This is a genomic window from Nocardia caishijiensis NBRC 108228 (genome assembly GCF_001612825.1).
GTDB lineage: Bacteria > Actinomycetota > Actinomycetes > Mycobacteriales > Mycobacteriaceae > Nocardia > Nocardia caishijiensis.
In genome coordinates this window covers 43,203-68,242 of sequence record NZ_BDBE01000031.1, presented here as the reverse complement: position 1 = coordinate 68,242, position 25,040 = coordinate 43,203, and the positions used below count along the sequence as shown (strand labels likewise).

Below are 25,040 nucleotides of genomic sequence, written 5' to 3'. Positions count from 1 at the left end.
CGCGGCCCCGTCGGATCACCGAGGGCACAAGCACGCACGAGGTCTACCTGCCGACCGGGGCACTGTCCCCGAACCGGCAGACCCGTGACCCGCTGCCCGACACGCTGCTACGACGGGTCAAGCAGTTCTCGGGTCGGCTGTCGACCGAGGCGGTCGGCGCGATGCAGGACCGGCTGCCGTTCTTCGCCGATCTGGACGCCGCCCAGCGGGCAGGCGTCCAGATGCTGGTGCAGACCGCGGTGGTGAACTTCCTGGAGTGGTTGCAGGATCCCGAATCCGACATCCGCTTCAGCCTGGACGCCTTCCAGGTGATTCCGCAGGATCTGGCGCGGCGGCTCACGCTGCGCCAGACCGTGGACATGGTCCGGGTGGCCATGGACTTCTTCGAACAGTGGCTGCCCGCCCTCGCCCGCAACGACCGGCAGCTGGTCGCGCTCACCGAGGCGGTGCTGCGATACGGGCGCGAGCTCGGTTTCGCGGCCGCCTCGGTGTACGCCAGCGCGGCGGAGTCGCGCGGCGCCTGGGACACCCGCCTGGAGGCGCTGGTGGTCGACGCGGTGGTGCGCGGGGACACGGGCCCGGACATGCTCTCGCGGGCGGCCACGTTGAACTGGGACGCCACCGCACCGGCCACCGTCCTCGTCGGCACCCCACCGCAGGATCAGGGCGTGTCGACGGTCGGGGCGGTGCACACCATCGCGACCAGGCACGGCCGCGCCGCGCTCGCGGTGGTGCAGGGCGCGCGGCTGGTGATGGTGGTCAGCGGGCACCTGGGCGATGCGGGGATCGGTTCGCCGTTCCTGTCGGATCTGCTCGCCGAGGTGTTCTCCGACGGTCCGGTGGTGATCGGCCCGACCATGCGCACCCTAGGCGCCGCGCACGCCTCCGCCATCGAGGCTTTGGCCGGAATGGAGGCCGTCGTCGGCTGGCGGGGCGCGCCAAGGCCCGTTCACGCGGCGGAGTTGTTGCCGGAACGGGCCCTGCTGGGCGATAGAGCTGCGATAGAAGCGTTGAACGAGTATGTTGTCCTCCCGTTGGCGTCGGCCGGATCTTCGTTGTCCGACACATTGGACGCCTACCTGGATTGTGGTGGAGCAGTAGAAACGTGCGCGCGTCAGCTGTACGTCCATCCAAATACTGTCCGGTATCGCCTCAAGCGAATCGGGGAGGTGACCGGACGTGATCCGCTCAACCCGCGCGACGCGTATGTGCTCCGGATCGCGGCCACAGTGGGCCGTTTGACACGAACGCATAACGAATCGTCACCTTCTGTCACGGAAACCCCGCCAACCTCACTGGCTCAGGACCCCCTGTAACGCGATTCGGGAATCGGTCGATCCGGACGCCCCACCTCGGATTTTGTGGGACCCCTACAAAACCCGTTCCAAACCTTCATTCGCGCCGACATCTCGTGCGGCGGGGGTCACAGTGTTTTCTTAGGGGGTGATCGCGTTGTTCACCCCTGGACAGGGGTCCCAGACACCCGGCATGCTCACGCCCTGGCTCGCACTCCCCGGTGCGGCTGATCGCCTCGAGCTGTGGTCGAAGGCCGCAGGCCTCGACCTGGTCCGTCTCGGCACCACCGCGACGGCGGAGGAGATCGTCGACACCTCGGTGACCCAGCCGCTGGTCGTCGCGGCCGCACTGCTGGCGTTCGCCGAAATCGCCCCCGAAACCCTTCCCGCGGATACGATCGTCGCCGGACATTCGGTCGGCGAATTCGCCGCGGCCGCCGTCGCGGGCGTCATCACCTCCGACGAGGCCGTCAGCCTGGCCGCCATTCGCGGTCGGGAGATGGCCAAGGCGTGTGCGCAGGAACCGACCGGCATGTCCGCGGTGCTCGGTGGCGACGAAGCCACCGTGCTCGCACGGCTCGCCGAACTCGATCTCGTCCCGGCCAACCGCAACGCGGTCGGCCAGATCGTCGCGGCGGGCCGCCTGGAAGCTCTGGCGGAGCTCGCCGCGAACCCGCCGGAGAAGGCACGGGTCCGCGCATTGCCCGTCGCCGGTGCGTTCCACACCGCTTTCATGGCCCCGGCACAGGCAGCTGTCGCCGATGCCATCGCCCAGATCTCGCCGAGCGACCCGATCCGGACCCTGCTGTCGAACTTCGACGGACAACCGGTCACCTCGGGCGCCGACGCGATCGACAAGCTCGCCGCGCAGGTCACCCGTCCCGTGCGCTGGGACCTGTGCACCGAGACCGTCCGCGCCGCGGGCGTCTCGGCGGTGGCCGAACTGCCACCGGCGGGCACCCTGGTCGGCATCGCCAAGCGGGAACTCAAGGGCACCCCCAACCTCGCCCTCAAGACTCCCGAAGACCTCCCCGCGTTGGCCGGACTCACCTCCGCGGGCTAGCTTTCCCCCGGCGGTCGCGCACGACGAAGTGCGTCGGCTGTTCAAGACCCTACAAATGAGAAACAAGAAGGGAGCCACCAAAGTGGCCGCTCTGACCCAGGAACAGATCGTCGAAGAACTCGGCAAGATCATCGAAGAGGTTACGGGTATCGAACCCTCCGAGGTGACCATCGAGAAGTCCTTCGTCGACGACCTGGACATCGACTCGCTGTCCATGGTCGAGATCGCTGTGCAGACCGAGGACAAGTACGGCGTCAAGATCCCCGACGAGGATCTGGCCAGCCTGAAGACCGTGGGTGACGCTGTCTCCTACATCCAGAAGCTCGAGGCGGAGAACTCCGACGCCGCCGCGGAGCTCAAGGCCAAGTTCGACGCCGAATAGAGGCTGAACCAGTGACCACTCCTTCCACCTTGAACGGGAATTTCCCCAACGTCGTCGTCACCTCCATGGCTGCGACCACGTCGATCGCGGGTGATGTCGATGCGACGTGGAAGGGACTCCTCAACGGTGAGAGCGGAATCGACGTTCTCGAGGATTCCTTCATCGAGGAATACGACCTGCCGGTGCGTATCGGCGGTCACCTGAAAGTCAGCCCCGACACCCTCCTGAGCCGGGTCGAGATCCGCCGCATGGCGTATGTCGAGCGCCTGGCGACCGTGCTCGGTCGCGAGGTGTGGAAGAACGCGGGCAGCCCGGAGGTCGACCACGACCGCCTGGGCGTCGCGATCGGAACCGGCCTCGGTGGCGGCGACGCGCTGATCGACTCGGTCGACAAGCTGAAGAACGGCGGCTATCGCAAGATCTCGCCGCTGGCTGTTCAGATGGTCATGCCGAACGGTCCGTCCGCTGTCGTCGGTCTCGAGCTGAAGGCCAGGGCGGGAGTGGTCACTCCGGTCTCGGCGTGCTCGTCGGGTTCGGAGGCCATCGCCAACGCGTGGCGGATGATCGTGATGGGTGACGCCGACATGGTCGTCACCGGCGGCGTCGAGGGTTTCATCGACTCCGTGCCGATCGCGGCGTTCTCCATGATGCGGGCGATGAGCACGCGCAACGACGATCCCAAGGGTGCTTCGCGTCCGTTCGACAAGGATCGCGACGGCTTCGTCTTCGGTGAAGCGGGCGCGCTCATGACGATCGAGACCGAGGAGCACGCGAAGGCTCGCGGTGCCACCATCCACGCGCGTCTGCTCGGTGCGGGCATCACGTCCGACGGTTTCCACCTGGTCGCTCCCGACCCCGAGGGCACCGGTGCGGCCAGGGCGATGACCCGCGCGATCCAGTCCGCTGGTCTGACCAAGCAGGACATCACCCACATCAACGCCCACGCGACCGCGACCCCCATCGGCGACACCGCCGAGGCGAACGCGATCAACTTGGCGGTGGGTAACCACGCTTCGGTGTACGCGCCGAAGTCGGCACTCGGTCACTCGATCGGTGCCGTCGGCGCCCTCGAGTCGGTGCTCACCGTGCTCGCGATTCGGGACGGCATCGTTCCGCCGACGCTGAATCTGGACAACCAGGATCCGGAGATCGATCTCGATGTGGTGCACGGGGAAGCCCGTCGCCAGGAAATCGAGTACGCGATCAACAACTCCTTCGGCTTCGGTGGGCACAACGTCGCGCTCGCCTTCGGTCGGGCCTGATCGCACGGATTTCCCGGTGGGGGGTCGACCAACTGAATGGTTCGACCCTCCGCCGTGATCCGGCGGAGGCCGAGAGAATTTCGACAACGAAGGTAGGAGTGGACGCGATGACGATCATTGCTCCCGCGTTTCAGGACTCGGTGACCGACCCGCGTGACCCGCTCGGCCGGCTCCAGCGCTTCTTCGACCCCGGCACGATCCTGCCGCTGCACCCCCGCGACCGCTCCGGCGTGCTCGCCGCGATCGGCGAGGTCGACGGTGTGCGCACCGTCGCCTACTGCTCCGACGCCACCGTCATGGGTGGTGCGATGGGTGTCGAGGGCTGCAAACACATCGTCGACGCGATCGACACCGCCATCGAATCCGGCATCCCCGTCGTCGGCCTGTGGCACTCCGGTGGCGCACGCCTGGCCGAGGGTGTCGAGGCGTTGCACGCGGTCGGACTGGTCTTCGAGGCCATGGTCCGCGCGTCCGGGCTCGTTCCCCAGATCTCGGTGGTGCTCGGCTTCGCCGCCGGTGGCGCCGCCTACGGCCCCGCGCTGACCGACGTGGTCATCATGGCGCCGGAGGGTCGCGTGTTCGTCACTGGCCCCGACGTGGTCCGCTCGGTGACCGGCGAGAACGTCGATATGGCGACCCTCGGTGGTCCCATCACACACTTCAAGAAGTCCGGCGTCTGCCACATCGCCGCCGACGACGAGGCCGACGCGCTGCACCGGGCCCGCAGACTGGTGTCGATGTTCGCCGAGCAGGGCGAATTCGACCTGGTCGCGGCCGCGCACGGCGATGTCGACCTCAAGGCGATGATGCCGGAGTCGGCCAAGCGCGCTTACGACGTGAAGCCGATCATCCACGAGCTGCTCGACAACGTGGAGTCGCCCGACGGCACGACCGAGTCGTCGTTCGAGGAGCTGCAGGGTGGTTACGCGCGCAGTATGGTGACCGGTCTCGGCCGTCTCGGTGGACGCACCGTCGGTGTGCTCGCCAACAACCCGCTGCGTCTGGGTGGTTGCCTGAACTCCGAAAGTGCCGAGAAGGCATCACGTTTCGTGCGGTTGTGCGACGCGTTCGGCATTCCGCTGATCGTGGTCACCGACGTCCCCGGGTACCTGCCCGGTGTCGGCCAGGAACTCGAGGGCGTGGTGCGTCGCGGTGCCAAGCTGCTGCACGCCTTCGCCGAGGCCCGCGTTCCGCGCGTCACCCTGGTGACCCGCAAGATCTACGGCGGCGCCTACATCGCGATGAACGCGCGTGCCCTCGGTGCCACGGCCGTGTTCGCCTGGCCCGGTTCGGAGGTCGCCGTGATGGGCGCCAAGGCCGCGGTCGGCATTCTGCACAAGAAGGCTCTGGCCGCCGCACCGGAGGACGAGCGTGAGGCGCTGCACGAGCGGCTCACCGCCGAGCACGAGCAGATCGCGGGCGGGGTGGAACGCGCCGTCGCGATCGGCGTGGTCGACGAGGTGATCGACCCGGCCAAGACCCGCAGCACCCTGGCCGCGGCGCTGGCCTCGGCACCGGCCCGCAAGAGCCACCACAAGAACATCCCGCTGTGAGGTGAATCGATCCGGCCGCCGCCCCGTTCGACGAGGCGGGGGCCGTTCGTTGTGCGCGTGCGGTCGTGGTGGCGCGGCGCATAATGGCAGGGTGCGTTATGAGGAGCTTGCCGATGTCCCGTGTTCCATCACGCGGCCCCTGGTGATCCTCGGCGACCGGTGGACCCTGCTGATCCTGAAATACTGCTTCGCCGGTGTCCGCCGGTTCAACGCCTTCCAGAGCGCGCTCGGCATCTCCCGCAGCCGCCTGCGCGACCGGCTCGATCGTCTCGTCGAACACGAGATCCTCGTCAAACGTCCCGTCGACGATGGCGCTTACGAGGAGTACCGTCTCACCGCCAAAGGCCACGCCATCTACCCGGTCCTGATGGCCATCCGCGACTGGGGCGACACCTACATGGCACCCGAGGGCCCTCCGGTCGAATACCGCCACCGCGCCTGCACCGGCGAAGCCCACGTCCACCTCACCTGCGACACGTGTCAGGCCGAGGTCACCGCCCGCGATATCGAACCGCAGGCGGGCCCCGGCCTCACCGGCATCGTCTGATCGGATACCTGGATCAGGAGGTGTGCCAGGTGACCTGGTCGTCGAGGGGAGCTCGGGCGGTGCGGAAGCCGTTGACGGGGTGGTCGGCGTCGGGGTAACCGAAGGAGACGCCGAAGACGACCTTGCGGGTGTCGGGAATGCCGAAGTACTCGTGGATGAAGGGCGAGTAGGAGGCGAGGGCGGCCTGCGGTGCCGCGCCGAGACCGAGGGCCTGGGCGCCGAGCAGGAAGTTCTCCAGCCACAGCCCGCAATCGATGGCGCCGTATACGCCGAGGTCGGCCTCGGAGGTGACGATCGCGACGTGCGGAGCGTCGAAGAGCTCGAAATTGCGCACCATCTGGCGCATGGTCTTCTCGTGGTCGCCTTTGACGATGCCGAGGCTGTCGTAGAGCTGGAACCCGCAGGCGCGCCGCCGTTCCCGGTAGATGCCCTCGTAGGCGGCGGGGAACTCGAAGTCCGGCGCGGTGGCCGAGGTCTGGATGTGGGCCAGCAGCTCCTTGCGGAACCGGTCGGTGCCTTCGCCCGCGGTGACGACGACCTGCCAGGGCTGGGTGTTGCACCACGACGGTGTGCGCTGGCCGAGGGCGAGGAGTTGTTCGATCGTGGTGCGGTCGACCTGATCCGGCTTGAATTGGCGGCAGGTCCAGCGTTCGTCGGCCAGGCGTCGCAGGGCGGCGAAATCGGGATTCTCGGTCGGCGCCATCGCGCGGCTCCCTCAGTAGGTCGTGAGAACTGGTCTCATTTTGAGACCAACTTAGCAGTTGGGGCACGGCCGCGGAACCCACGCGCGACACGAAGATCGTGCCACCAGCGGGTGCCGTGCCTGCCGCCGATCCGGCGCGGTGCGGGGCAGAATCGGACGCATGGCTTCGCAGGCCCCTGACGCTCGGGAGCGCAAACGGCACGGCAGGCACTACACCCCGCCGGAACTCGCCCGGTTTCTGGCGCGCCGGGCACTGCTGCACGCCCCGCGCGGTGCCGAACTGCGGGTGCTCGACCCGGCCTGTGGGGACGGGGAGTTGCTGCTCGCGGTGCATCGCGAGGTGACGTCCAGCGCGCCGGAGGTCGCGGTCCGGCTCGCCGGATACGACCTCGATCGTGCCGCTGTTGCCGAGGCGGCGGCACGGGCCGACCGCGAGGGCGTCGAGATCGACTACCGGGCAGGCGACTTCCTGATGAAGGCGCCGCGCCTGGCGCGGGGCTGCTTCGACTTGATCATCAGCAATCCGCCGTATGTGCGCACACAGCAGCTCGGTGGGGCCGCCGCGCAACAGCTCAGTCGACGGTTCGGGTTGCGCGGACGCATCGACCTCACCCACCCGTTCGTCGCGCTCGCCCCACGTCTGCTCGCCCCTGGTGGCGTGCTCGGATTGCTCTGTGCCAACAGATTTCTCACCACCCGAGCGGGTGCGAACCTGCGTCGAATCCTGACCGCCGATCTGACCCCCGTCGAACTCTACGACCTCGGTGACACCAAACTCTTCTCCGCCGCCGTCCTCCCCGCGATCACGATCGCCACCCGACCGGCCGACAGCGTCGCGCATGATCGTGCGATCCCCGGCGACGACACCATCTCGGTCGGCTGCCGGTACGTCTCGGTCTACGAGCATCCACTACCCGAAACAGGCTGCGGCACAGACCTGTTCGAAGCGCTTGCGGGAGCGACGGACTGCTCGGTCGGTGTCGGCGGGCGGACGTTCGCGGTGGAGATCGGTGAGCTCGCGGGCAACGGTTTCGTGCGGCAACCGTCAGCGGTCGGCGAGAGCGCGCACGGTGAAACGGCCTGGCGGATGTCGCGCCCGTGCGTCGACCGCTGGCTCGACGAGATCGCGGACCGCACCTGGCGCACATTCGGGGACACGGCGCGGATCCGGGTGGGTATCAAGACCACCGCCGATCGCGTGTTCATCTCCGATCGCTGGGACGACGTGGACCCCACGCCCGAGCGGGAACTGTTGCAGCCCTTGATCACTCATCATGACCTCGAACCGTGGCAGATCGACCGGCGCCGGGGGACCAGGGTTCTCTATCCCTACGACCTGCGGCGGACCCGTCGAACGCCGATCGACCTCGACGAGTTCCCCTGTGCCGCCCAGTATCTGCGCACCCATGAGAAGGTGCTGTCCGGTCGCCGTTACGTGCTCGACGGCGGTCGGAAGTGGTTCGAGATCTGGGTGCCGCAGCGTCCACACCTGTGGGGCGCGCCGAAACTCGTCTTCCCCGACATCAGCGAACGCCCCCGCTTCGCCCTCGACCGCTCCGGCGCCGTCGTCAACGGCGACTGCTACTGGATCTCGCTGACCGACCTCGACACGGGGGAGTCGGCGACCGACCTGGCGTATCTGCTGATGGGCGTGGCGAATTCGACGCTCGGCCTGCGCTTCTACGACGCGGTCTGCGGAAATCGACTGTATTCGGGCAGGCGACGCTGGATCACCCAGTATGTCGCCCGGCTGCCCCTGCCCGACCCGAGGAGCCCGGCGGCCGTCGAGGTCGTGCGTCGCGTGCGTGGTGTTCTGGAAGACGGCGTGGCCGCGGCCGACGCCGCCGTCGACGAAGCGGTCGCCGCGGCCTTCGGGGTGCCTGCTCAGTAGGTGGAGCGGACACCCACCATCGGCAGCAGGGTGCGGCGCGCGAATTCCCGCCCGGCCTCGGCATCGTCGAGTGGGATCAATCCGTCGGGCGTGAGCGCCAGCGACAAGGCGAGCCGCGCCATGATCTCGGCGACCAGGTCCGGGTCGAAATCGGGGGAGCCGCCCTGCACCTCGCGCAGCTTCTCGGCGAGGTATTCACGCCCGACCGCCAGGATGGGTCCGGCGTCGGTGGTGAGTTTGGGCAGGATCATCTCCGGCTCGGTGCCGAGCAGTCTTCGCAGCAGTTCGTTGCCCGCGATGGTCGTGACGAAGGCGACGAAGATCTCGACCAGGCGGTCCTCGGGCTCGGTGACCGCCCGCACCCGCTCGTCGATCTCGCCGACATAGCGCTGCGCCTCCCGCACGCCGACCGCTTCCACCAGGTCGTTCTTGGATTCGAAGCGGCGGTACAGCGTGGCCGGGCTGATCCCGGCGCGGCGCGCGATCTCGCCCATGCTTGTCCGTTTGATCCCGAAATCCAGAAACGCCGACAGCGCGCTGTCGAGCAGCTTCTCCCCGTCGGTGACGGGCTTTTCCAGGATTCGCGCGAGGATGGTCGAGACAGTGGGCATCAGCCCATTATCCCCGTGCTGGGAGATCCAGCGCGACCATCTCCTGCTCGATCGCGTTCGCCGCGAAATGCACACCCCGGGAACGGAGTTCGTGAACACGGCACCGGAGTGCCTCGATACCGCCTGGTTGTGCCGCGATATCGGCCACGCTGAGTCTGCCCCCGGATCGGTGCACACCTACTTGCGCGTATGCCACCGTGATACCTCCTGCCCCGCGTACCGGTGCCGACCCTCAGACTCGGTGGACCGGTCGCGATACGCAGGTCAAATGCTATCAGGTTTCCCTAATGGTCATTTGCTCAGTGTGATGCGTCACAAGATCTCGGCGTCTCGATGGGTGGCCAGATTGTGGAGGTACACAGCGGCATTGAGTTTGATGCCGTCCTGTTGGGCCTCGGTGAGCTCTCGACGCACCTTCCCCGGCACACCCGCGACCAGCGAGCCGGGCGGAATCCGGGCGCCCTCGGGGATGAGCGCGTTGGCCGCGATCAGCGTGCCCGCGCCGATCACCGCACCGTTGAGCACCGTGGCGCCCATGCCGACGAGCACGTCGTCGCCGATGGTGCAGCCGTGCAGAATCGCGTTGTGTCCCACCGACACACCGGAGCCGACGGTGAGTGGGAAACCCGGGTCGGCGTGCAGCACGCACCCGTCCTGGATGTTGGTGCGCGCGCCGACCGTGATCTGTTCGAGGTCCCCGCGCAGAACCGCCGAGTACCAGACGCCGACCTCGGCGTCCAGACGCACCCGTCCGATCACGGTCGCGTTCGGCGCGATCCATGCTGACTCGTCGATCTCGGGAGCGAACCCGGTCACCTTGATGATCATGCGGTGATTATCGCTCTACGCGTCGAGGCCGGGCAGGGCGGGCGCGCGTAGCCCGTATCGACACGCGCCGGATTCGACCACGGCCCGTCGAAACAGGATCTAGTCTGGGTTGATGACGGCAACGGGCGTAATTTCCGGTGTTCCGACGGAGGTCAAACCGCAAGAATTCCGGGTGGCGCTTACGCCCGCGGGGGCCGCGGAACTCGCCGCCCACGGGCACGAGGTGCTCGTGCAGGCGGGCGCGGGCGTCGGCTCGGGCTTCGCCGACGACGATTACCGGGCCGCCGGTGCGCGGATCGCGGTAGACGCCGAACAGGTGTGGGCCGAAGCCGATCTGGTGCTGAAGGTGAAAGAGCCCATCGCGCAGGAGTATCCGCTGATGCGGCGCGAGCAGGTGCTGTTCACGTATCTGCATCTCGCCGCGTCGAAGGAGTGCACCGACGCGATCCTGTCCTCGGGGACCACCGCCATCGCCTACGAGACGGTCCGGGCCGCCGACGGTTCGCTGCCGCTGCTGGCGCCGATGAGCGAAGTGGCGGGCAAACTCGGCGCTCAGGTCGGTGCGTATCACCTGATGGCGCCGATGGGCGGGGGCGGTGTGCTGCTCGGCGGCGTGCCAGGTGTCCGGCCCGCCGACGTGGTGGTGCTCGGTGGCGGCGTGGCGGGCACGAACGCGGCGAGCGTCGCGATGGGGATGGGCGCGCGGGTGAGTGTGCTCGATACGAATCTGGCGCGGCTGCGCGCACTCGACGCCCGGTTCGCCGGTCGGGTCGGTACCCTCGCCTCCCACGCGCTCGAGATCGAGAAGGCGGTGCTCGCCGCCGATCTGGTGATCGGATCGGTGCTGGTACCAGGGGCGAAGGCGCCGAAGCTGGTGTCCGACGAGCTCGTGGCGCGGATGCGGCCGGGGTCGGTGCTCGTCGACATCGCCGTCGACCAGGGCGGTTGCTTCGAGTCCACCCGGCCGACGACGCACGCCGATCCCACCTTCCCCGTGGGCAATTCGCTGTTCTACTGTGTCGCGAACATGCCCGGCGCGGTCCCACACACCTCCACCGTCGCGCTCACCAACGCGACACTGCCCTACGCCCTGGCCATCGCCGACAACGGCTGGCGCGGAGCGTGCACTGCCGACCCGGGGTTGTCGGCGGGGCTCACGGCGGTCGACGGCAAGCTGCTGTCGGCGGAAGTCGCTGCCGCGCACGGGTATTCGCTCGGGGTCTAGTCCTCGGTGCGACCCATGTACCAGTCGGGCGCGCCCGCCGTCGGCAGGTCGCGCAGCTTGTCGGGATTGCGGACGACGTTGATGGCGACGATGCGGCCGTCGTCGACGACGAACGAGAACACCCCGATATGGGTGCCGTCGAACACCACGAGTCCCGGCGCGCCGTTGACCAGCACCGCGCGGCCCCAGGCAGCGGTCGCCGACGGCGCGTGATACCAGCCGAGCAGCATCTTGGCGATGAGTTCGGCGCCGCGCACGGGCTGGCGGATCGCGGGCACCTTGCCGCCGCCGTCGGCGGTGAGCACCACCTTCTCGTCCAGCACGCCGAGCAGCGAACTCAGGTCACCCGAGCGCCAGGCCAGGGCGAACGCCGAAACGACCTTCTCCTGTTCGGCGGGTGAGGCCGGGAAACGCGGTGTGCCGCTCTCCACGTGCTTACGGGCCCGCGAAGCCAGCTGACGTACGGCGGCCGGGGTGCGCCCGACCACCTCGGCGACCTCCGGGCCCGACATCCCGAACACGTCCTGGAGCACGAAGGCCGTGCGCTCGGCGGGCGAGAGCGATTCGAGCACGACCAGCAGGGCGGTGGTGACCCGCTCGTCCTGGGTGACGCGGTCGGCTGGGTCGTCCATGGTGCTGACCTCCGGTTCCGGCAACCACTCGCCGACGTACTGTTCGCGGCGGGCCCGCGCGGACCCGAGCTGGTCGAGGGCGAGTCTGCCCGTGACGGTGGTGAGCCAGGCGCGCAGATTGTCGATCTCACCCGTTCTGCCCGCCGCGTGCTGACGGTGCAGCCGCAGCCACGCCTCCTGCACCACGTCCTCGGCGTCGGCCAGACTGCCGAGGGTGCTGTAGGCGAGCCTGCGCAGGTAGGCGCGGTGCTCCTCGAAACGGCGCGCCAGTCCGGCGCCGTCGAGGTTCGCTGTGTCGGTCATGGTGCCAGCCGTTCGGTCGAGAGTGGGCGGGTGCGCCAGATGCTGTCACGAGGACGACGAAGCGGACGCATCCGGTGTGACATCAGCGCCGACCGGCTAACCTCGCCCGGTGCACAAGGGGATTTCGACCGCCGCTGGACTGCTGCTCGGTTTCGCGCTCGACCGCGTTCTCGCCGATCCGCGCCGGTGGCATCCGGTAGCCGGGTTCGGGACGGCTGCGGCGGCCTTGGAACGGTGGACCTACGCGAACACCCACCGGGCGGGGATCGGGCACGAGGCCGTGGCGGTCGGGACGGTCGTCGCGCTCGGCACGGTGGCGGCGCGGGGCGGGCTGCTGGCGACGACGCTGGCGACGTGGACGGTGCTCGGCGGGCGCAGCCTGGCACGAGCGGGCCACGCCATGGCCGACCGGCTCGACGCGGGCGATGTCGACGGTGCCCGCACGCTGCTGCCGTCGCTGTGTGGCCGCGACCCCTCCGTCCTCGACGCCGACGGATTGGCCCGCGCCGCACTGGAATCCGTCGCCGAGAACACCTCCGACGCCGCCGTCGCACCGCTGCTGTGGGGTGCGGTCGCCGGAGTGCCCGGGCTGCTCGGGTACCGGGCGGTGAACACGCTCGACGCGATGGTCGGGTATCGGAACGAGCGCTACCTGCGCTTCGGCTGGGCCGCCGCCCGCACCGATGATGTCGCGAATCTGGTGCCCGCTCGGATCACCGGATTGCTCACGGTGGTCTCGGCGCCGCTGGTCGGCGGGAGCCCCGGGCAGGCCTGGCAGGCCTGGCGCCGGGACGCGCGCAAGCATCCGAGCCCCAACGCGGGAGTGGTCGAGGCATCGATGGCCGGGGCGCTCGGGGTGCGACTCGGCGGCCGCACGCAGTACCGCTACGGGGCGGAGCTGCGGCCGACTCTCGGCAGTGGCCGGTCGCCGGGAACCGAGGATCTGCGCCGGGCCGTCCGGATGTCGGAGGCGGTGCAGATCGGAGCTGTCGTTCTCAGCGCGGCGGTGGCGTCGCTGCGCCGGTGAGCGTGCGGGACGGGCGCCGGACTGTCAGCGGGTGCGGCCGTATCGATCGGCCAGGCGGGCCTCCGTCGTGCTCGCCTCGGATGTCTCGGCGGGCTGATCGGTGACGTCAGGGACGGCTTCGCCGCGCTCACGACGACGAGCCCGCATTTCGGCGAAGACGAAATAGCCGAGGCCGAGCGGCGCCATCACACCGAATGCCAGCCACTGCAGTCCGTAGGAGAGGTAGGGGCCCGCGTCCAGCTGGGGGAGGGGAACGGGTGTGAACGCCCCCGGCTGGTTTTCGGCGAGCTGGAGGTAACCGCCCTTGTCGGTACCGGTCGGGATGGGCGTCAGCGGGGTACCAAGCACGGTGGATTCCTGGGCGGTGTCGATCGTGTACACCTGCCGGAACCCGTCCTGCGTACTCGGTGCCTTGTCGGGAACGACGCCTTCGGAGGCGCGCACTCGCGCTTCGATGCGCTGGGCGCCGACGGGTGCTTCGGCGATCTCGGGTGGGCGGGTGCCGTCGACGGCGGCGACGAGACCTCGGTCGACCAGCAGCGTGCGGCCGTCGTCGAGGCGGAACGCGGCGAGGACCGCGTACCCGGGGGCGCCGTCGAGGTGACGCAGACGCACCAGCACGGTGGAATCCGGCAGGAAGGTGCCGGTGGCGGTCACCTTGCGCCACTCGGTGTGGGTGGTGGGATCACCGGCGAGGATGTCGGTGACGGCGACCGGGTCGGCCTGCACGGAGTCGGCGATCAGCTGATTGCGGTGCTCGGTGCTGGTGTTCTTGTTCAGCTGCCAAGGCGCAAGGATCGTGAAGCACAGGTACGCGAACGCGACGACGACCAGGGCGAGGATCAGCCAGCTCGGGCGCAGCAGGAAGGTGAGTTTGCGCATCAGCGTCGCGCGGTGGCGGTGTCGCGGGCCTCTAGCTCGGCGCGTACCCAGTCGAGCAGGCCGGGCACGGCGGCCTCGATCTGGTCGCGGACCAGGTCGAAGTCGGTCTGGTCGCCGTAGTAGGGGTCGGGGACGTCCACGCCGTCGGCGGTGGGGTCGAAGCTGCGCAGCAGCCGACGCTGTTCGGTCGGCACGCCCCGGTGGGCCAGCTCGCGGTCGTGGCTGGTGTCGAGCACGACGATCAGGTCCGCGTCGCGATGCTCGTCACCGAAGGTGGCCGCGATGTGTTCGGCGGCGTATCCGGCGCGGCGCAGGGTGGCGGCGGTGCGCGGGTCGGCGGGGTCGCCCACGTGCCACGAGCCGGTGCCCGCGCTGCTCACTCTTACCCGGTTCGCCAGACCGGCACGGTACAGATGCGCTTCGAACATCTTCGCCGCCATCGGCGACCGACAGATGTTCCCTGTGCAGACGAAGGTCACGTGCAGCTCTCCCACGGGTCCCATTGTCGCCGGTGGGGCCGCGGCGGCGCCACGTAGGGTGTTCAGTTGTGTTCGAGGACTCGGTCGACCCCGCGATGCTGCGCCACCACGGCGACGTGGAAGCGCGCCCGGGCATGCTCGATTTCGCGGTGAACGTGCAGGGCGTCGCCCCGCCCGCCTGGCTGCGCGATCGGCTCGCCGCCCGCCTCACCGACCTCGGCCGCTACCCCGACGCCGACGAGGAACTGGCCACCCGCGCCGCCGTCGCCGCCCGCCACGGCCGCGCGCCCGACGAGGTCCTGCTGCTCGGCGGCGCCGCCGAGGGCTTCGCGATGCTGCCCCGCCTGCGACCGCGACTGGCCGCCGTCGTCCACCCGTCCTTCACCGAGCCGGAACTGGCCCTGCGTGAGGCGGGCGTCCCGGTGGCCCGGGTGATCCTCGACCGCCCGTACACCCTCGACCCCGACGCGGTGCCGGAAGAAGCAGACCTCGTAGTCCTCGGTAACCCCACCAACCCCACCTCGATCTTGCACCCCGCCGAGACCATTCAGCAGCTGCGTCGCCCGGGCCGCATAGTCGTCGTCGACGAAGCTTTCGCCGACGCGGTCGCCCACCTCCGTGCTCTCGCTGTCTCGCCGAACACGCAACCCCCGATCGGTAAGCGCGGCGCGGATGGTGGTGTGCTGCCCGCCCCGGGAGGTCTCCCGGCGTCGGCTCGGGAAGGCCGGGCTGCCGCTGTCGGCGTCATCGATGGTGAGCCCGAATCACTGGCCGGACTGGCCGCCCCGGACATCCTGGTGCTGCGCAGCCTGACCAAGACCTGGGCGCTCGCCGGGCTGCGCTGCGGCTATGTCCTCGGTGACCCTCAGGTCCTGGCGCGGCTGTCCAGCGGACGCCCGCACTGGCCGCTGGGCACCCTGCAACTCGAGGCGATCCGTGCCACCGCCGAACCGGCGGCCGTCGCCGCGTCCCGTCGCCTCGCCGACCGCATCGCCACCGACCGCGACGCGATGATCGATCGCCTCACCGCCCTCGGCATCGACGTGCACACCCCGGCGACCGGGCCGTTCCTGCTGCTGCACGTGACCGACGGCGCGCTGGTCCGCAAGCACCTCACCGACCGTGGTATCGCGGTTCGCCGCGCCGACACCTTTCCCGGGCTCGGCCCCGACCACCTGCGCCTCGCCGTGCGCGGTCGCGACGAGGTGGAGCAATTGATCGACGGGTTGCGAGCCGCGCTGTGGTGATGCCGATCCCCGCGGGTGCCCGCGCCAAGTCTCGAACCTGGCATGATCGAGCATTTTCCAGCGGAGCGAAGGAGGCGGCGGTGACCGACCTGGCCGAACTGATCGGGGTACTCGACGCGGCGTACCCTCCGAAGCTGGCCGAATCGTGGGATTCGGTCGGCCTGGTGTGTGGTGATCCGGCACAACAGGTTTCGAAGGTGCTGTTCGCCGTCGACGCCACCGCCGCCGTCGTGGACGAGGCGATCGCGTGGGGCGCGCAGGCGCTGGTCGTGCACCACCCGCTGCTGTTGCGCGGTGTCGACAGCGTCGCCGCGGATACACCGAAAGGCGCTCTGCTGCACCGGCTCATCCGTGCGGACTGCGCCCTGTTCTCGGCGCACACCAACGCCGATTCCGCCGACCCCGGTGTCTCCGACGCGCTCGCCGCCGCCGTCGGTCTCACCGTCACCGGCCCGCTCGACCCCAAACCCGTTGCCTCGATGGACAAATGGGTCGTCCAGGTGCCGCAGACGCACACCGCCGCCCTGATGTCGGCGCTGTTCGCGGCCGGTGCGGGGGCGCTCGGTGACTACCGCGAGGCGGCCTGGTACACCGCAGGCACCGGCCAGTTCCTACCGGTCGACGGCGCGAACCCGGCCATCGGCGCGATCGGCACCGTCGAGACCGTCACCGAGGACGCGGTCGAGGTCGTCGCGGCGCCGTCGGCGCGCCGAGCGGTGTTGGCGGCCCTGCGCGCCGCCCATCCGTACGAGGAACCGGCCTACCACGTCACCGAATGTGCGCCCCTGCCCTCATCCCTCGGCATCGGCCGCATCGGTGAACTCGCCGAACCCGAGACCCTGCGCGAGTTCACCGAACGAGTGGGCAATGGCCTGCCGCGCACAGTCTGGGGCGTGCGGGCCGCCGGTGACCCCGACCGTGTCATCGAGCGCGTGGCCGTCTGCGGCGGCGCGGGCGACTCCTACCTCGGCGCCGCGATCCGCGCGGGTGTCGATGCCTACCTCACCTCCGACCTGCGTCACCACCCGGTCGACGAACACCTGCGCCGAGGCGGCCCCGCCCTCGTGGACGCCGCCCACTGGGCCACCGAATTCCCCTGGTGCGCCCAGGCCGAATCCGTCGTCACCCGCGCGCTGCCCGGCCTCACCACCCGGGTGTCCACCCTGCGCACCGACCCGTGGACGGTCACCGGCTGACGCCTGGTCAGCGCCGGCCCCAGGCGGCCACGAAGTTCGGGTGCGCCCGCAGGGTCAATCGGCTCCCGTCCGGCGCCAGCTCCGCCTCGAGGTACCGCTCGTCCTTCGCGAACACCGCGGGCCAAGCGAACAACGCGAGCGGAAAGATCACCAGCGCGGAGATCACACAGGTGAGGAACGCGAACGCCGAGGCATGGATCGTCATCCACGCGATGCCGACCAGCAGCGGGACGAGGGCGATGCCGAAGTAGATGATCATCCGCTTGTACTTGGCGTTGTTGCGCTCACCGCATCGAACGCATTCGGGCCAGCTGGCGCTCACGACGGCGAACGGTTCGCTCACATAGGTCACCCACGGCGGTGCGAGGACCGACTTGACGCTCTCCCACAGCACCCGGCCCGACCCCTCCGGCCGGTAGGCGCCCGGTCTGCCCCAGAACCGGAGGAAGGCGCGCTTCGGTCTGACAGCGGGATCGCCGTGGCGGATACACACCGGCGGCAGGAGCCCGTCCACCGTCAGCTGGAGCCGGTCGGACTCCATGTACGGATCGACGACGTATCCGCTCAGCGGCAGGGTCACGGTTTCGGGTGGGTTCACGATCTGTTGGACGCGCCACGCCCCCGTTCGGTTCCGCCCTCTCGCGGATCCGGGTCATGGCGTCTTCGCGTCGCGGGGCGCGGTACGGTTGATCGATCCATCCGTCCACCGTGTTCAGGAGTTCGTGCCCGTTGAATGTCGAACCGTCGGTCCAGTCCAAGCTGTTGCAGCTCGCCGCTGTCGATGCCGAGCTGACGCGGATCGCGCACCGGCGCACCGCGCTGCCCGAGCAGCAGGAGGTCGCGCGGCTGGCGACCGAGCGCAACGGTTACAAGGACGCCGCGGTCGCGGTCGAGATCGGCATCGACGACCTGGATCGCGACATCCGCAAACTCGAGGGTGAGGTCGAGGCGGTGCGCAAGCGCGAGGACCGCGACCGCGCCATGCTCACCTCGGGTTCCGTCGCCGCCAAGCAGCTGTCCGAGATCCAGCACGAACTGAGCAGCCTGGAACGGCGCCGCTCGGTGCTCGAGGACGAGTTGCTCACCGTGATGGAGCAGCGCGAGGCCATGTCGGCCGACCACGACCACGCGGGTGCCCGGCTCAGCAAGGCCGACCAGGACCTGGCCGATGCCGAACGCCTGCGCGACGAGGCGATGGCCGATCTGGAAGTGGCCCAGCGCCGTTGCGAGAACGACCGCGCGGCGCTGATCGGGCAGTTCCCCGACGAACTGCTCGGCGTCTACGACAAACAGCGCGCCGCCAACGGTGTCGGTGCCGCCCTGCTGCAGGCCCGTCGCTGCGGCGCGTGCCGCATCGAGATCGACCGGGGTGAGATGCAGCGCATCGCCAAGGCCGCGCCCGAATCGGTCGTCCGCTGTCCCGAGTGCGGCGCGATCATGGTGCGCACCAAGGAATCCGGGCTGTGACCGCTGGGCCGGTTGGTGTGCGTGAGGTGATCGTCGAGGCCGACGGCGGCTCACGCGGCAATCCCGGCCCGGCCGGTTACGGCGCGGTCGTCTTCGCCGACGACCACGTGCGGGTGCTGGCCGAACGCAAGGAATACGTCGGCGTCGCCACCAACAATGTGGCCGAATACCGTGGGCTGATCGCGGGTTTGGAAGCCGCGGCCGAACTCGGTGCGCGGGTGGTGACGGTGCGCATGGACTCCAAGCTCGTCGTCGAACAGATGTCGGGCCGCTGGAAGATCAAGCACGCCTCCATGATTCCGCTCGCCGAACAGGCACGTCGGCTGGTCGCCGGTTTCGACCGGGTGAGTTTCACCTGGATTCCGCGCGCCGAGAACTCCCACGCCGACCGGCTGGCGAACGAGGCGATGGACGACGGCGCGCTCGTCGGCACTGTCCGCGAATCCCTCGCCGCGGGCTACACGCCGGGTGATCAGGTCGCCCTCGGCGAGGCGGATGAACGGGCTGCCGCCGACGTGGAGCCAAGCGTCGTCGCCAGGAGCGACGAAGCATCGACTACTTCGGGTGTGACCGTGACCCCGGCCGGTGGCAAGTCCCCGGGCTGGACAGGTGCCATCGGCCGACCCACGCGCCTGCTCTTGTTGCGCCACGGCCAAACCGAGCTGTCGGTGCGACGCCGCTACTCCGGTCGCGGCAACCCGCCCCTCACCGAGCTGGGCCGCGAACAAGCCGATCGCGCCGCGAAAATGCTTGCCGCCAAAGGTGATATCGCCGCCGTCGTGAGCTCACCGCTACAACGCGCCCGGTCCACCGCCGAAGCCGCCGCCACCGCACTCGACGTACCCCTGCGCGTCCTCGACGGGCTCATCGAGACCGACTTCGGCGACTGGGAAGGACTCACCTTCGCCGAAGCGGCACAGCGTGATCCGGCGCTGCACGCCGACTGGCTCGGCGACCCGTCGATCCCCGCGCCGGGCGGCGAGAGCTTCGACCAGGTGCGCGAACGGATCGAGAGCGTGCGCCGCGACCTGGTCGCGCTGTACCCCGGCGAGAACGTCGTCGTGGTCAGTCATGTCACCCCGATCAAGACCTTGCTGCAGCTCGCGCTCGGGGTCGGCCCCTCGCTGCTGTATCGGTTGCACCTGGACCTGGCGTCGCTGTGTATCGCCGAGTTCTATCCCGACGGTGGCGCTTCGGTGCGCCTGGTCAACGACACCTCCTATCTCTGAGCTGGCCCCGTGTCACCCGGGCGCGGTACGGTCGCCCGGGTTCGCGATGCGCGTCACATCGACGCATAGCCGGTCGCGGACGTCGAGAAAGGTACTTGATGAAGTTTCTACGGATGGCGGCGTTCGCGGCGGCCATCGCGGGGGCGCTCACCACGTCTGCCGGTGTCGGCAGCGTGTCGGCTGATCCGAGCGTGGTGCTCGGTGCCGGTTCGGGCATCGTCTTCGACAACAATTCCGGCTGCTCGCTCACGGCCATCGGCCACGACAACGCGGGTCGGCTGGTCGGTCTCACCGCCGGGCACTGCGCGTCGACCGGTGCCAAGGTCGGCGCGGAGCAGGCGCTGCACGCGGGTGTGATCGGTACCGTCGCCTTCTCCGACGACGGCGACTACCTGGATTTCGCTGTGCTGCAACTGGATGCGTCCAAGGTGGTGCCAACGCGCACGATCGGGCAGACCACCGTGGCGGGCCTCGGCCCCGCGCCCGCGCCGGGCTCCACCGTGTGCTCCGACGGGCGGACCAGCGGCCGCAGCTGCGGTGTGGTGTGGGGTGAGCTCGAGGGCAACTCGATCAACCAGTACTGCTCGCAGCCGGGCGATTCCGGCGGCCCGGTCGTGGTCGGCGACCAGCTCGTCGGCATGAACCAGGGCAGGCTCACCGGCCTCGGCCCGGTGGACTTCGACGTGCCGTGCACCAACGGCGCCAACCCGATCCACTCGCCCGCCTACTTCCAGCCCATCCAGGTGATCCTGGACGTGGTGAACCGCGCGGGCGGCGTCGGCGCGGGCTTCCAGCCCATCTGATTCGGTTCCGCGAAACCAGTAGGGGCGCAGCATCATCACGATGCTGCGCCCTGTTTCATGACGGCGACGGTGACGTCGTCGACCGGGTGGAAGAACTCGATGGCCAGCTCCGACAGGGTCACGTCGGCCGGTGCGCCGAAGGCGGCATGACCGCCTTCACCGCCGCGGGCCTTCGCCGCACCTCGATCGCCTGATCAGGGGCGCAGGATCGACACCAGGAAGTCGGTCTGGTCGCGCACGACCTGTTCGAAGACGTCGTCGAAGTACACGTCGAAGTGGCCGACCGGGTATTCCTTGACCACCGCGTGTTTGGTGCGGGCGGCGGCCTTGCGGGTGGGGCCGGACGGAGCGACGGAATCGTTCTCGGCGATCGTGTACAGCACCGGGACCTTCAGCGACTTGGCGCGTCGACCGGGGGAGTCGAACAGGGTGGAGAAAGCCACGCGCGCACCGACTTTGGGATCGTAGGTGGGGCTCTCCTCGGCGAGCCTGCCGAAGCCCTCGGGCACATCGGAGGCACTCATCAGGGCGGCGGCGCGTTTGCGGCCTGCCAGACGGATGCGAATCGGCTTGCGGCGCAACGGTCCGAACAGCAGATCGGTCATGGCGACGGTCGCCACCTTGGTGAGGCTGATCGGTCCCTTGGCCCGCGCCGACGCCCAGCCACTGGTGAAGGGCACCTGGGCGACCACGGCCGCCAGATAGTCGTCGTCTGGAGCGACGGAGAGCACATGCCCACCACCGAAGGATGTGCCCCACAGGGCGATCCGGGTGGCGTCGAAGCCGCGGATGCTGCGCGCGTAGGCGATCGCGGCCTTCCAGTCCTGGCGCTGCCTGGCGATGTTGAGCACCTGGCGCGGGGCACCCTCACTGGCACCGAAATGTCGGTAGTCGAAGGCCAGCACCCCCATTCCCGCCGCGACGAAGCGTCGCGCGTACCGATCCAACCCCATCTCGCGAGTCGCCCCCAGCCCGTGTCCCATGATCACCAGCGGACGCGGCCTCGGCGCACCATCGGGGAGATAGAGCCATGCGGCGCATTGCTGGTCACCCGAGGGGAAACTGACGTCGACACGTTCCATGACTGATTACCGTACCGAGTACCATGGCGGAGCGGACGAGTCGGCCGGGCGACCGCGGTGACGGGAACGGGCACGCTGGTGCCGCCGCCCACCACCGAGGAAAGTCCGGACTCCACAGAGCAGGGCGGTTGTTAACGGCAACCCGGGGCGACCCGCGGGACAGTGCCACAGAAAACAAACCGCCGCACGCCAGCGTGCGGTAAGGGTGAAACGGTGCGGTAAGAGCGCACCAGCGCCCCGGGTGACCGGGGCGGCTAGGTAAACCCCGCCCGGAGCAAGGTCGAAGGTCGCACCGGCGACGGTGCGACTGCGCAGGTGTTCGAGGGCTGCTCGCCCGAGCCTGCGGGTGGACTGCTCGAGGCACCCGGCGACGGTGTGTCCAGATGGATGGTCGCCCCCCGGCGCGAGCCGGGGACAGGATCCGGCTTACAGGCCGACTCGTCCGCCCGGGAACGACGAAGGCGGCGGTCCCACACGGGACCGCCGCCTCGTCTGTCCGGGGGACTCAGCACATCAGCTTGGCCATGTCGTAGACCGCGCGCGCTTCCTGCTCGGTGGCCGAAACGGAGCCGTTGGTCGAGCTCTTGACGATTCCGGCGATGGTGTCGGCCTCGGCCTTGCCCGCCTTGATGTCGGAGCACGTCTGGTTGAGCACCCCGCTCACCGCCAGGTCGTCACGGCCCGCGGCCAGCTTCGGGAAGGCGTTGCGATAGCTCACCACGAACATGCCCGCCTTGCCGGGATCGACCTGAACGGCCGGTGTGGTGGTGGTTGCGGGGGCGGCGGCGGTGGACGAGTCCTCGCCGCAACCGGTCAGAAGCAGGGCGAAGGCTGCGGTGCCTGCCGCGAGGGCGGCGGTAGTTCTACTCACGCAGCGGGATGCTAGCGGTCCAGGAAACAAGCCGCCTCCCGTCAGGTTAACGGGAGGCGACAGGTCGACGTGCTCTGCGGTGAGTCAGGCCGGGTTGATCATCAGCACCTGGGCCCAGTAGGTGGCCTGGTCAGGCCCGAGGATCGGCAACAGGTAATCGTAAATCAGCGACGACATACGCTCGGAACTCCCATTTATCGACGTGGGTGCAACACTTTCCGGCTTGTGCCGGGTGTGCCGCCGCCACAGTAACAATTCGTGCGAGGCGCGCGACGGGGCGGTGAATATGCGCGGGAACTCGTCGGGAACGTGAGCGAGGTCATAGAGTGTTGCCCGTCGGCAGGGCCCGTCGTGCGGGCTCAACACATCGATCGCGGAAGCAGGTCACATTTCCATGCGGGTAGTTCGTTCCATTGTCGCCGGTGCCTTGATCGCCGGAGCCGCCGCGGTGCTCACCTCGATGGGTGCGGGTTCGGCGAGCGCGGTCGCGGTGACCCCGCTGCCCGGCGGGGTCCAGGTGGATCTCAGCCCGGCCGATACCGCCTGGGTACACCAGAACAAGTTCGGCCGGACCGTCGCCGGTCTGCCGCATCCGTCGGCGGCCTCGTTCGGTCAGGCGCTCGACGCGGCCGCGGCCGTGTCGTCGTCGGTGCCGGGTGGCCGGGTCACCTTCACCGTGTACGGCCCGTTCGATCAGCTCAACGGCACCATGCTCGCACTGCAGTAGAAGTCGCTACGCTGCCAGGATGGAACTCCATCAGCGGATCGTCTCGGCGCCGGTCGATTTCGGCGCCATCCGTTCCGAATTCGGGCTGGCCTCGGACTATCCGTCCGAGGCCGTCTCCGAGGCCCGCGACGCGGTCGACGCGTTCGCGGGCACCCGGGTGGACCGCACCGACCTCGAGTTGGTGACCATCGACCCGCCCAGCGCCATGGATCTGGACCAGGCGCTGCATCTCGAACGCACCGCGACCGGTTTCACCCTGCACTACGCCATCGCCGATCTCGGCGCGGTGATCGTGCCCGGCGGTGCCCTCGCCCGCGAATCCGAATCCCGCGGCCAGACCTTCTATCTCCCCGACGGCACTGTGCCGCTGCATCCGCCCGTGCTGTCGGAAGGGACCGCCAGCCTGCTGCCCGGCGTGGACCGGCCGGTCGCGCTGTGGACCATCGAGCTCGACGATGCCGCCGCGCCGCTGCGTTTTTCGGTCGAGCGTGCCCTGGTGCGCTCCCGGGAACGTTTCGACTACCAGCAGGTCCAGGCCGCCGCCGACGCCGGGACGTTGCACCCCTCGCTGGCCGCGCTGCCCGAGTTCGGGCGGCTGCGGATCGAGGCCGGACTCGAGCGCGGCGCGATCTCGTTGCGCCTGCCCGCCCAGGACGTGGTTCGCCACGGCGACAACTGGCGCCTCGACCTGGAACCGCGCACCGCCGCCGACGACTGGAACGAACAGATCTCCCTGCTCACCGGGATGTGCGCGGCCCGAATCATGCTCGACCACAAGACAAGCCGGGTGGGCCTGCTGCGCACGATGCCCCCACCGGCCGACAGCGCGGTCGAGTCGATGCGCCGCACCGCCGCCGCTCTCGGTGTCGACTGGCCCGCCGACCTCACGGTCGGTCGCATGCTGGCGGGTCTCGACCCCAACACCCCGGCCGGGCTGGTTCTGATGTCGGAGGCCACGACCCTGCTGCGCGGCGCCGGGTACACCCTGCTCGCCGACCTCGACGACCCGACCCCCGACCAGTTGACCCACAGCGCCATCGGCGCCCCCTACGCCCACGTCACCGCCCCGCTGCGTCGCCTGGCCGACCGCTTCACCACCGAGATCTGCCTGGCCCACTGCGCGGGCACCGAGGTACCACGGTGGGTGCTCGACGGCCTCGCCCCCGCCGCGGAAACCCTGCGCCGCACCGATTCGGTCGCCAACAAGGTCGACCGCGCGTGCGTCGACCTCACCGAAGCCACCGTCCTCGCCCCCCGCGTCGGCACCGACTTCGACGCCCTTGTCCTGCGCGAGGCCAATGGCTCCCGCGACGCGGAGATCTTCGTCGCCGAACCCCCGATCCTGGCGCGCTGCGCGGGCAAACCACCGGAGGGCGACCGCGTGCGCGTGCGTCTCGTCGAGGCTGACAGCACGACGAGAACAATCCAGTTCGCCTACCCCGCCCACTGACCGCGGAGCCCCCATGAGGCGTCGCCGCAGCAGGCGACTCGTACTCGCGGACAAGGTTTTTCGATGGAGTCTGACCCATCGCCACACCGTCGGCGACGACGGGGCCTACCGCGAATGCCGGGAGACGCTCACGGTGTGGCCGGAGGGCATCCGAGGGTGCTGGCGCATCGTGTTCGCCGACGGTCCCGATCGACTCGTCGGCGGACCCTACCTCCACGGTGGCGGCGTCTGCCTCTCAGCGACACGGCCTATCTCAATCTGAACCGGCCGGGCGTGGTCCGGGCG

Annotated in this window: 25 protein-coding genes and 1 other RNA gene; 17 read left to right on the top strand and 9 right to left on the bottom strand. The window is 69.3% G+C overall.

What is annotated here, in order from left to right:
- The first annotated feature begins 14 nt into the window (after positions 1-14).
- From NC7_RS16175 to NC7_RS16150, 6 genes are all read left to right on the top strand, one after another.
- Entirely contained in the window at positions 15-1,316 is a 1,302-nt protein-coding gene (locus NC7_RS16175) for a PucR family transcriptional regulator (protein ID WP_174550234.1), read from the top strand.
- 127 nt (positions 1,317-1,443) lie between these two features.
- Positions 1,444-2,358 (top strand): ACP S-malonyltransferase, encoded by a 915-nt coding sequence (locus tag NC7_RS16170; RefSeq protein WP_067983906.1) that lies wholly within the window; start codon positions 1,444-1,446, stop codon positions 2,356-2,358.
- A gap of 82 nt (positions 2,359-2,440) precedes the next feature.
- Complete coding sequence (acpM, locus tag NC7_RS16165; RefSeq protein ID WP_019046010.1) at positions 2,441-2,740, top strand: meromycolate extension acyl carrier protein AcpM; 300 nt, start codon at positions 2,441-2,443, stop codon at positions 2,738-2,740.
- An 11-nt stretch (positions 2,741-2,751) separates the two neighbouring features.
- Positions 2,752-4,002, top strand: coding sequence for a KasA/KasB family beta-ketoacyl-ACP synthase (locus tag NC7_RS16160; RefSeq protein WP_067983904.1), 1,251 nt, complete (start codon positions 2,752-2,754; stop codon positions 4,000-4,002).
- A gap of 107 nt (positions 4,003-4,109) precedes the next feature.
- On the top strand, positions 4,110-5,555 hold the full coding sequence (locus tag NC7_RS16155; protein WP_067984102.1) for an acyl-CoA carboxylase subunit beta: 1,446 nt from the start codon (positions 4,110-4,112) through the stop codon (positions 5,553-5,555).
- A 91-nt stretch (positions 5,556-5,646) separates the two neighbouring features.
- Positions 5,647-6,102 carry a winged helix-turn-helix transcriptional regulator gene (locus tag NC7_RS16150; RefSeq protein ID WP_067983901.1) on the top strand — a complete coding sequence of 152 codons (456 nt, stop codon included), beginning with the start codon at positions 5,647-5,649 and terminating at the stop codon, positions 6,100-6,102.
- Positions 6,103-6,115: 13 nt separating this feature from the next.
- On the opposite strand, the gene NC7_RS16145 is transcribed toward NC7_RS16150, so the two are convergent.
- Positions 6,116-6,805 (bottom strand): nitroreductase, encoded by a 690-nt coding sequence (locus NC7_RS16145; protein WP_067983899.1) that lies wholly within the window; start codon positions 6,803-6,805, stop codon positions 6,116-6,118.
- A 160-nt stretch (positions 6,806-6,965) separates the two neighbouring features.
- On the opposite strand from NC7_RS16145, the gene NC7_RS16140 reads away from it, so the two are divergent.
- Complete coding sequence (locus tag NC7_RS16140) at positions 6,966-8,696, top strand: Eco57I restriction-modification methylase domain-containing protein (protein ID WP_067983897.1); 1,731 nt, start codon at positions 6,966-6,968, stop codon at positions 8,694-8,696.
- On the opposite strand, the gene NC7_RS16135 is transcribed toward NC7_RS16140, so the two are convergent.
- Complete coding sequence (locus NC7_RS16135) at positions 8,690-9,307, bottom strand: TetR/AcrR family transcriptional regulator (protein WP_067983895.1); 618 nt, start codon at positions 9,305-9,307, stop codon at positions 8,690-8,692. The two genes, NC7_RS16140 and NC7_RS16135, sit on opposite strands and share 7 nt — an antisense overlap.
- 312 nt (positions 9,308-9,619) lie before the next feature.
- Positions 9,620-10,135 carry a gamma carbonic anhydrase family protein gene (locus tag NC7_RS16125; protein ID WP_067983891.1) on the bottom strand — a complete coding sequence of 172 codons (516 nt, stop codon included), beginning with the start codon at positions 10,133-10,135 and terminating at the stop codon, positions 9,620-9,622.
- Between the two features lie 112 nt (positions 10,136-10,247).
- Here NC7_RS16125 and ald point away from each other — a divergent pair, with 112 nt between their 5' ends.
- Positions 10,248-11,360, top strand: coding sequence for an alanine dehydrogenase (gene ald / locus NC7_RS16120; RefSeq protein ID WP_067983889.1), 1,113 nt, complete (start codon positions 10,248-10,250; stop codon positions 11,358-11,360).
- Here the strand turns inward: ald and sigJ are convergent.
- A complete protein-coding gene (sigJ, locus tag NC7_RS16115; protein ID WP_067983887.1) occupies positions 11,357-12,295 on the bottom strand; it encodes an RNA polymerase sigma factor SigJ in 939 nt (312 codons plus the stop codon). The two genes, ald and sigJ, sit on opposite strands and share 4 nt — an antisense overlap.
- Before the next feature lie 109 nt (positions 12,296-12,404).
- Here sigJ and NC7_RS16110 point away from each other — a divergent pair, with 109 nt between their 5' ends.
- Entirely contained in the window at positions 12,405-13,322 is a 918-nt protein-coding gene (locus tag NC7_RS16110; protein WP_067983885.1) for a cobalamin biosynthesis protein, read from the top strand.
- 24 nt (positions 13,323-13,346) lie between these two features.
- Here the strand turns inward: NC7_RS16110 and NC7_RS16105 are convergent, their stop codons facing one another.
- Entirely contained in the window at positions 13,347-14,204 is an 858-nt protein-coding gene (locus NC7_RS16105) for an SURF1 family cytochrome oxidase biogenesis protein (RefSeq protein ID WP_067983883.1), read from the bottom strand.
- Positions 14,204-14,707, bottom strand: a complete 504-nt coding sequence (locus NC7_RS16100; RefSeq protein WP_067983881.1) for a low molecular weight protein-tyrosine-phosphatase — start codon at positions 14,705-14,707, stop codon at positions 14,204-14,206. Before NC7_RS16100 ends, NC7_RS16105 begins: the two co-directional genes overlap by 1 nt.
- Before the next feature lie 71 nt (positions 14,708-14,778).
- Between NC7_RS16100 and NC7_RS16095 the strand changes: the two genes are divergently transcribed.
- Together NC7_RS16095 and NC7_RS16090 are read left to right on the top strand one after the other, a co-directional pair.
- On the top strand, positions 14,779-15,930 hold the full coding sequence (locus tag NC7_RS16095; protein ID WP_067984101.1) for a pyridoxal phosphate-dependent aminotransferase: 1,152 nt from the start codon (positions 14,779-14,781) through the stop codon (positions 15,928-15,930).
- Positions 15,931-16,010: 80 nt separating this feature from the next.
- Positions 16,011-17,126 carry a Nif3-like dinuclear metal center hexameric protein gene (locus tag NC7_RS16090; RefSeq protein WP_067983879.1) on the top strand — a complete coding sequence of 372 codons (1,116 nt, stop codon included), beginning with the start codon at positions 16,011-16,013 and terminating at the stop codon, positions 17,124-17,126.
- Positions 17,127-17,133: 7 nt separating this feature from the next.
- On the opposite strand, the gene NC7_RS16085 is transcribed toward NC7_RS16090, so the two are convergent.
- Positions 17,134-17,724: a hypothetical protein gene (locus tag NC7_RS16085; RefSeq protein ID WP_067983877.1), complete on the bottom strand. Its 591-nt coding sequence runs from the start codon at positions 17,722-17,724 to the stop codon at positions 17,134-17,136.
- Between the two features lie 131 nt (positions 17,725-17,855).
- Here NC7_RS16085 and NC7_RS16080 point away from each other — a divergent pair, with 131 nt between their 5' ends.
- From NC7_RS16080 to NC7_RS16070, 3 genes are all read left to right on the top strand, one after another.
- Positions 17,856-18,593 (top strand): zinc ribbon domain-containing protein, encoded by a 738-nt coding sequence (locus tag NC7_RS16080; RefSeq protein WP_067983873.1) that lies wholly within the window; start codon positions 17,856-17,858, stop codon positions 18,591-18,593.
- 17 nt (positions 18,594-18,610) lie between these two features.
- A complete protein-coding gene (locus NC7_RS16075) occupies positions 18,611-19,822 on the top strand; it encodes a bifunctional RNase H/acid phosphatase (RefSeq protein ID WP_067983871.1) in 1,212 nt (403 codons plus the stop codon).
- 98 nt (positions 19,823-19,920) lie between these two features.
- On the top strand, positions 19,921-20,625 hold the full coding sequence (locus NC7_RS16070; protein ID WP_236573534.1) for a S1 family peptidase: 705 nt from the start codon (positions 19,921-19,923) through the stop codon (positions 20,623-20,625).
- A 194-nt stretch (positions 20,626-20,819) separates the two neighbouring features.
- Here NC7_RS16070 and NC7_RS16065 read toward each other — a convergent pair whose 3' ends face one another.
- Complete coding sequence (locus NC7_RS16065; RefSeq protein ID WP_067983866.1) at positions 20,820-21,707, bottom strand: alpha/beta hydrolase; 888 nt, start codon at positions 21,705-21,707, stop codon at positions 20,820-20,822.
- Positions 21,708-21,743: 36 nt separating this feature from the next.
- Here NC7_RS16065 and rnpB point away from each other — a divergent pair.
- An RNA gene (gene rnpB / locus NC7_RS16060) (RNase P RNA component class A) lies at positions 21,744-22,152 on the top strand.
- A gap of 60 nt (positions 22,153-22,212) precedes the next feature.
- On the opposite strand, the gene NC7_RS16055 is transcribed toward rnpB, so the two are convergent.
- Positions 22,213-22,578 carry a hypothetical protein gene (locus NC7_RS16055; protein WP_067983864.1) on the bottom strand — a complete coding sequence of 122 codons (366 nt, stop codon included), beginning with the start codon at positions 22,576-22,578 and terminating at the stop codon, positions 22,213-22,215.
- A 394-nt stretch (positions 22,579-22,972) separates the two neighbouring features.
- Here NC7_RS16055 and NC7_RS16050 point away from each other — a divergent pair, with 394 nt between their 5' ends.
- The gene (locus NC7_RS16050; protein WP_067642204.1) at positions 22,973-23,305 is read left to right on the top strand and encodes a hypothetical protein; all 333 of its coding nucleotides are present in this window, start codon (positions 22,973-22,975) and stop codon (positions 23,303-23,305) included.
- A 19-nt stretch (positions 23,306-23,324) separates the two neighbouring features.
- A complete protein-coding gene (locus tag NC7_RS16045; RefSeq protein WP_067983862.1) occupies positions 23,325-24,755 on the top strand; it encodes an RNB domain-containing ribonuclease in 1,431 nt (476 codons plus the stop codon).
- Positions 24,756-25,040: the final 285 nt, after the last annotated feature.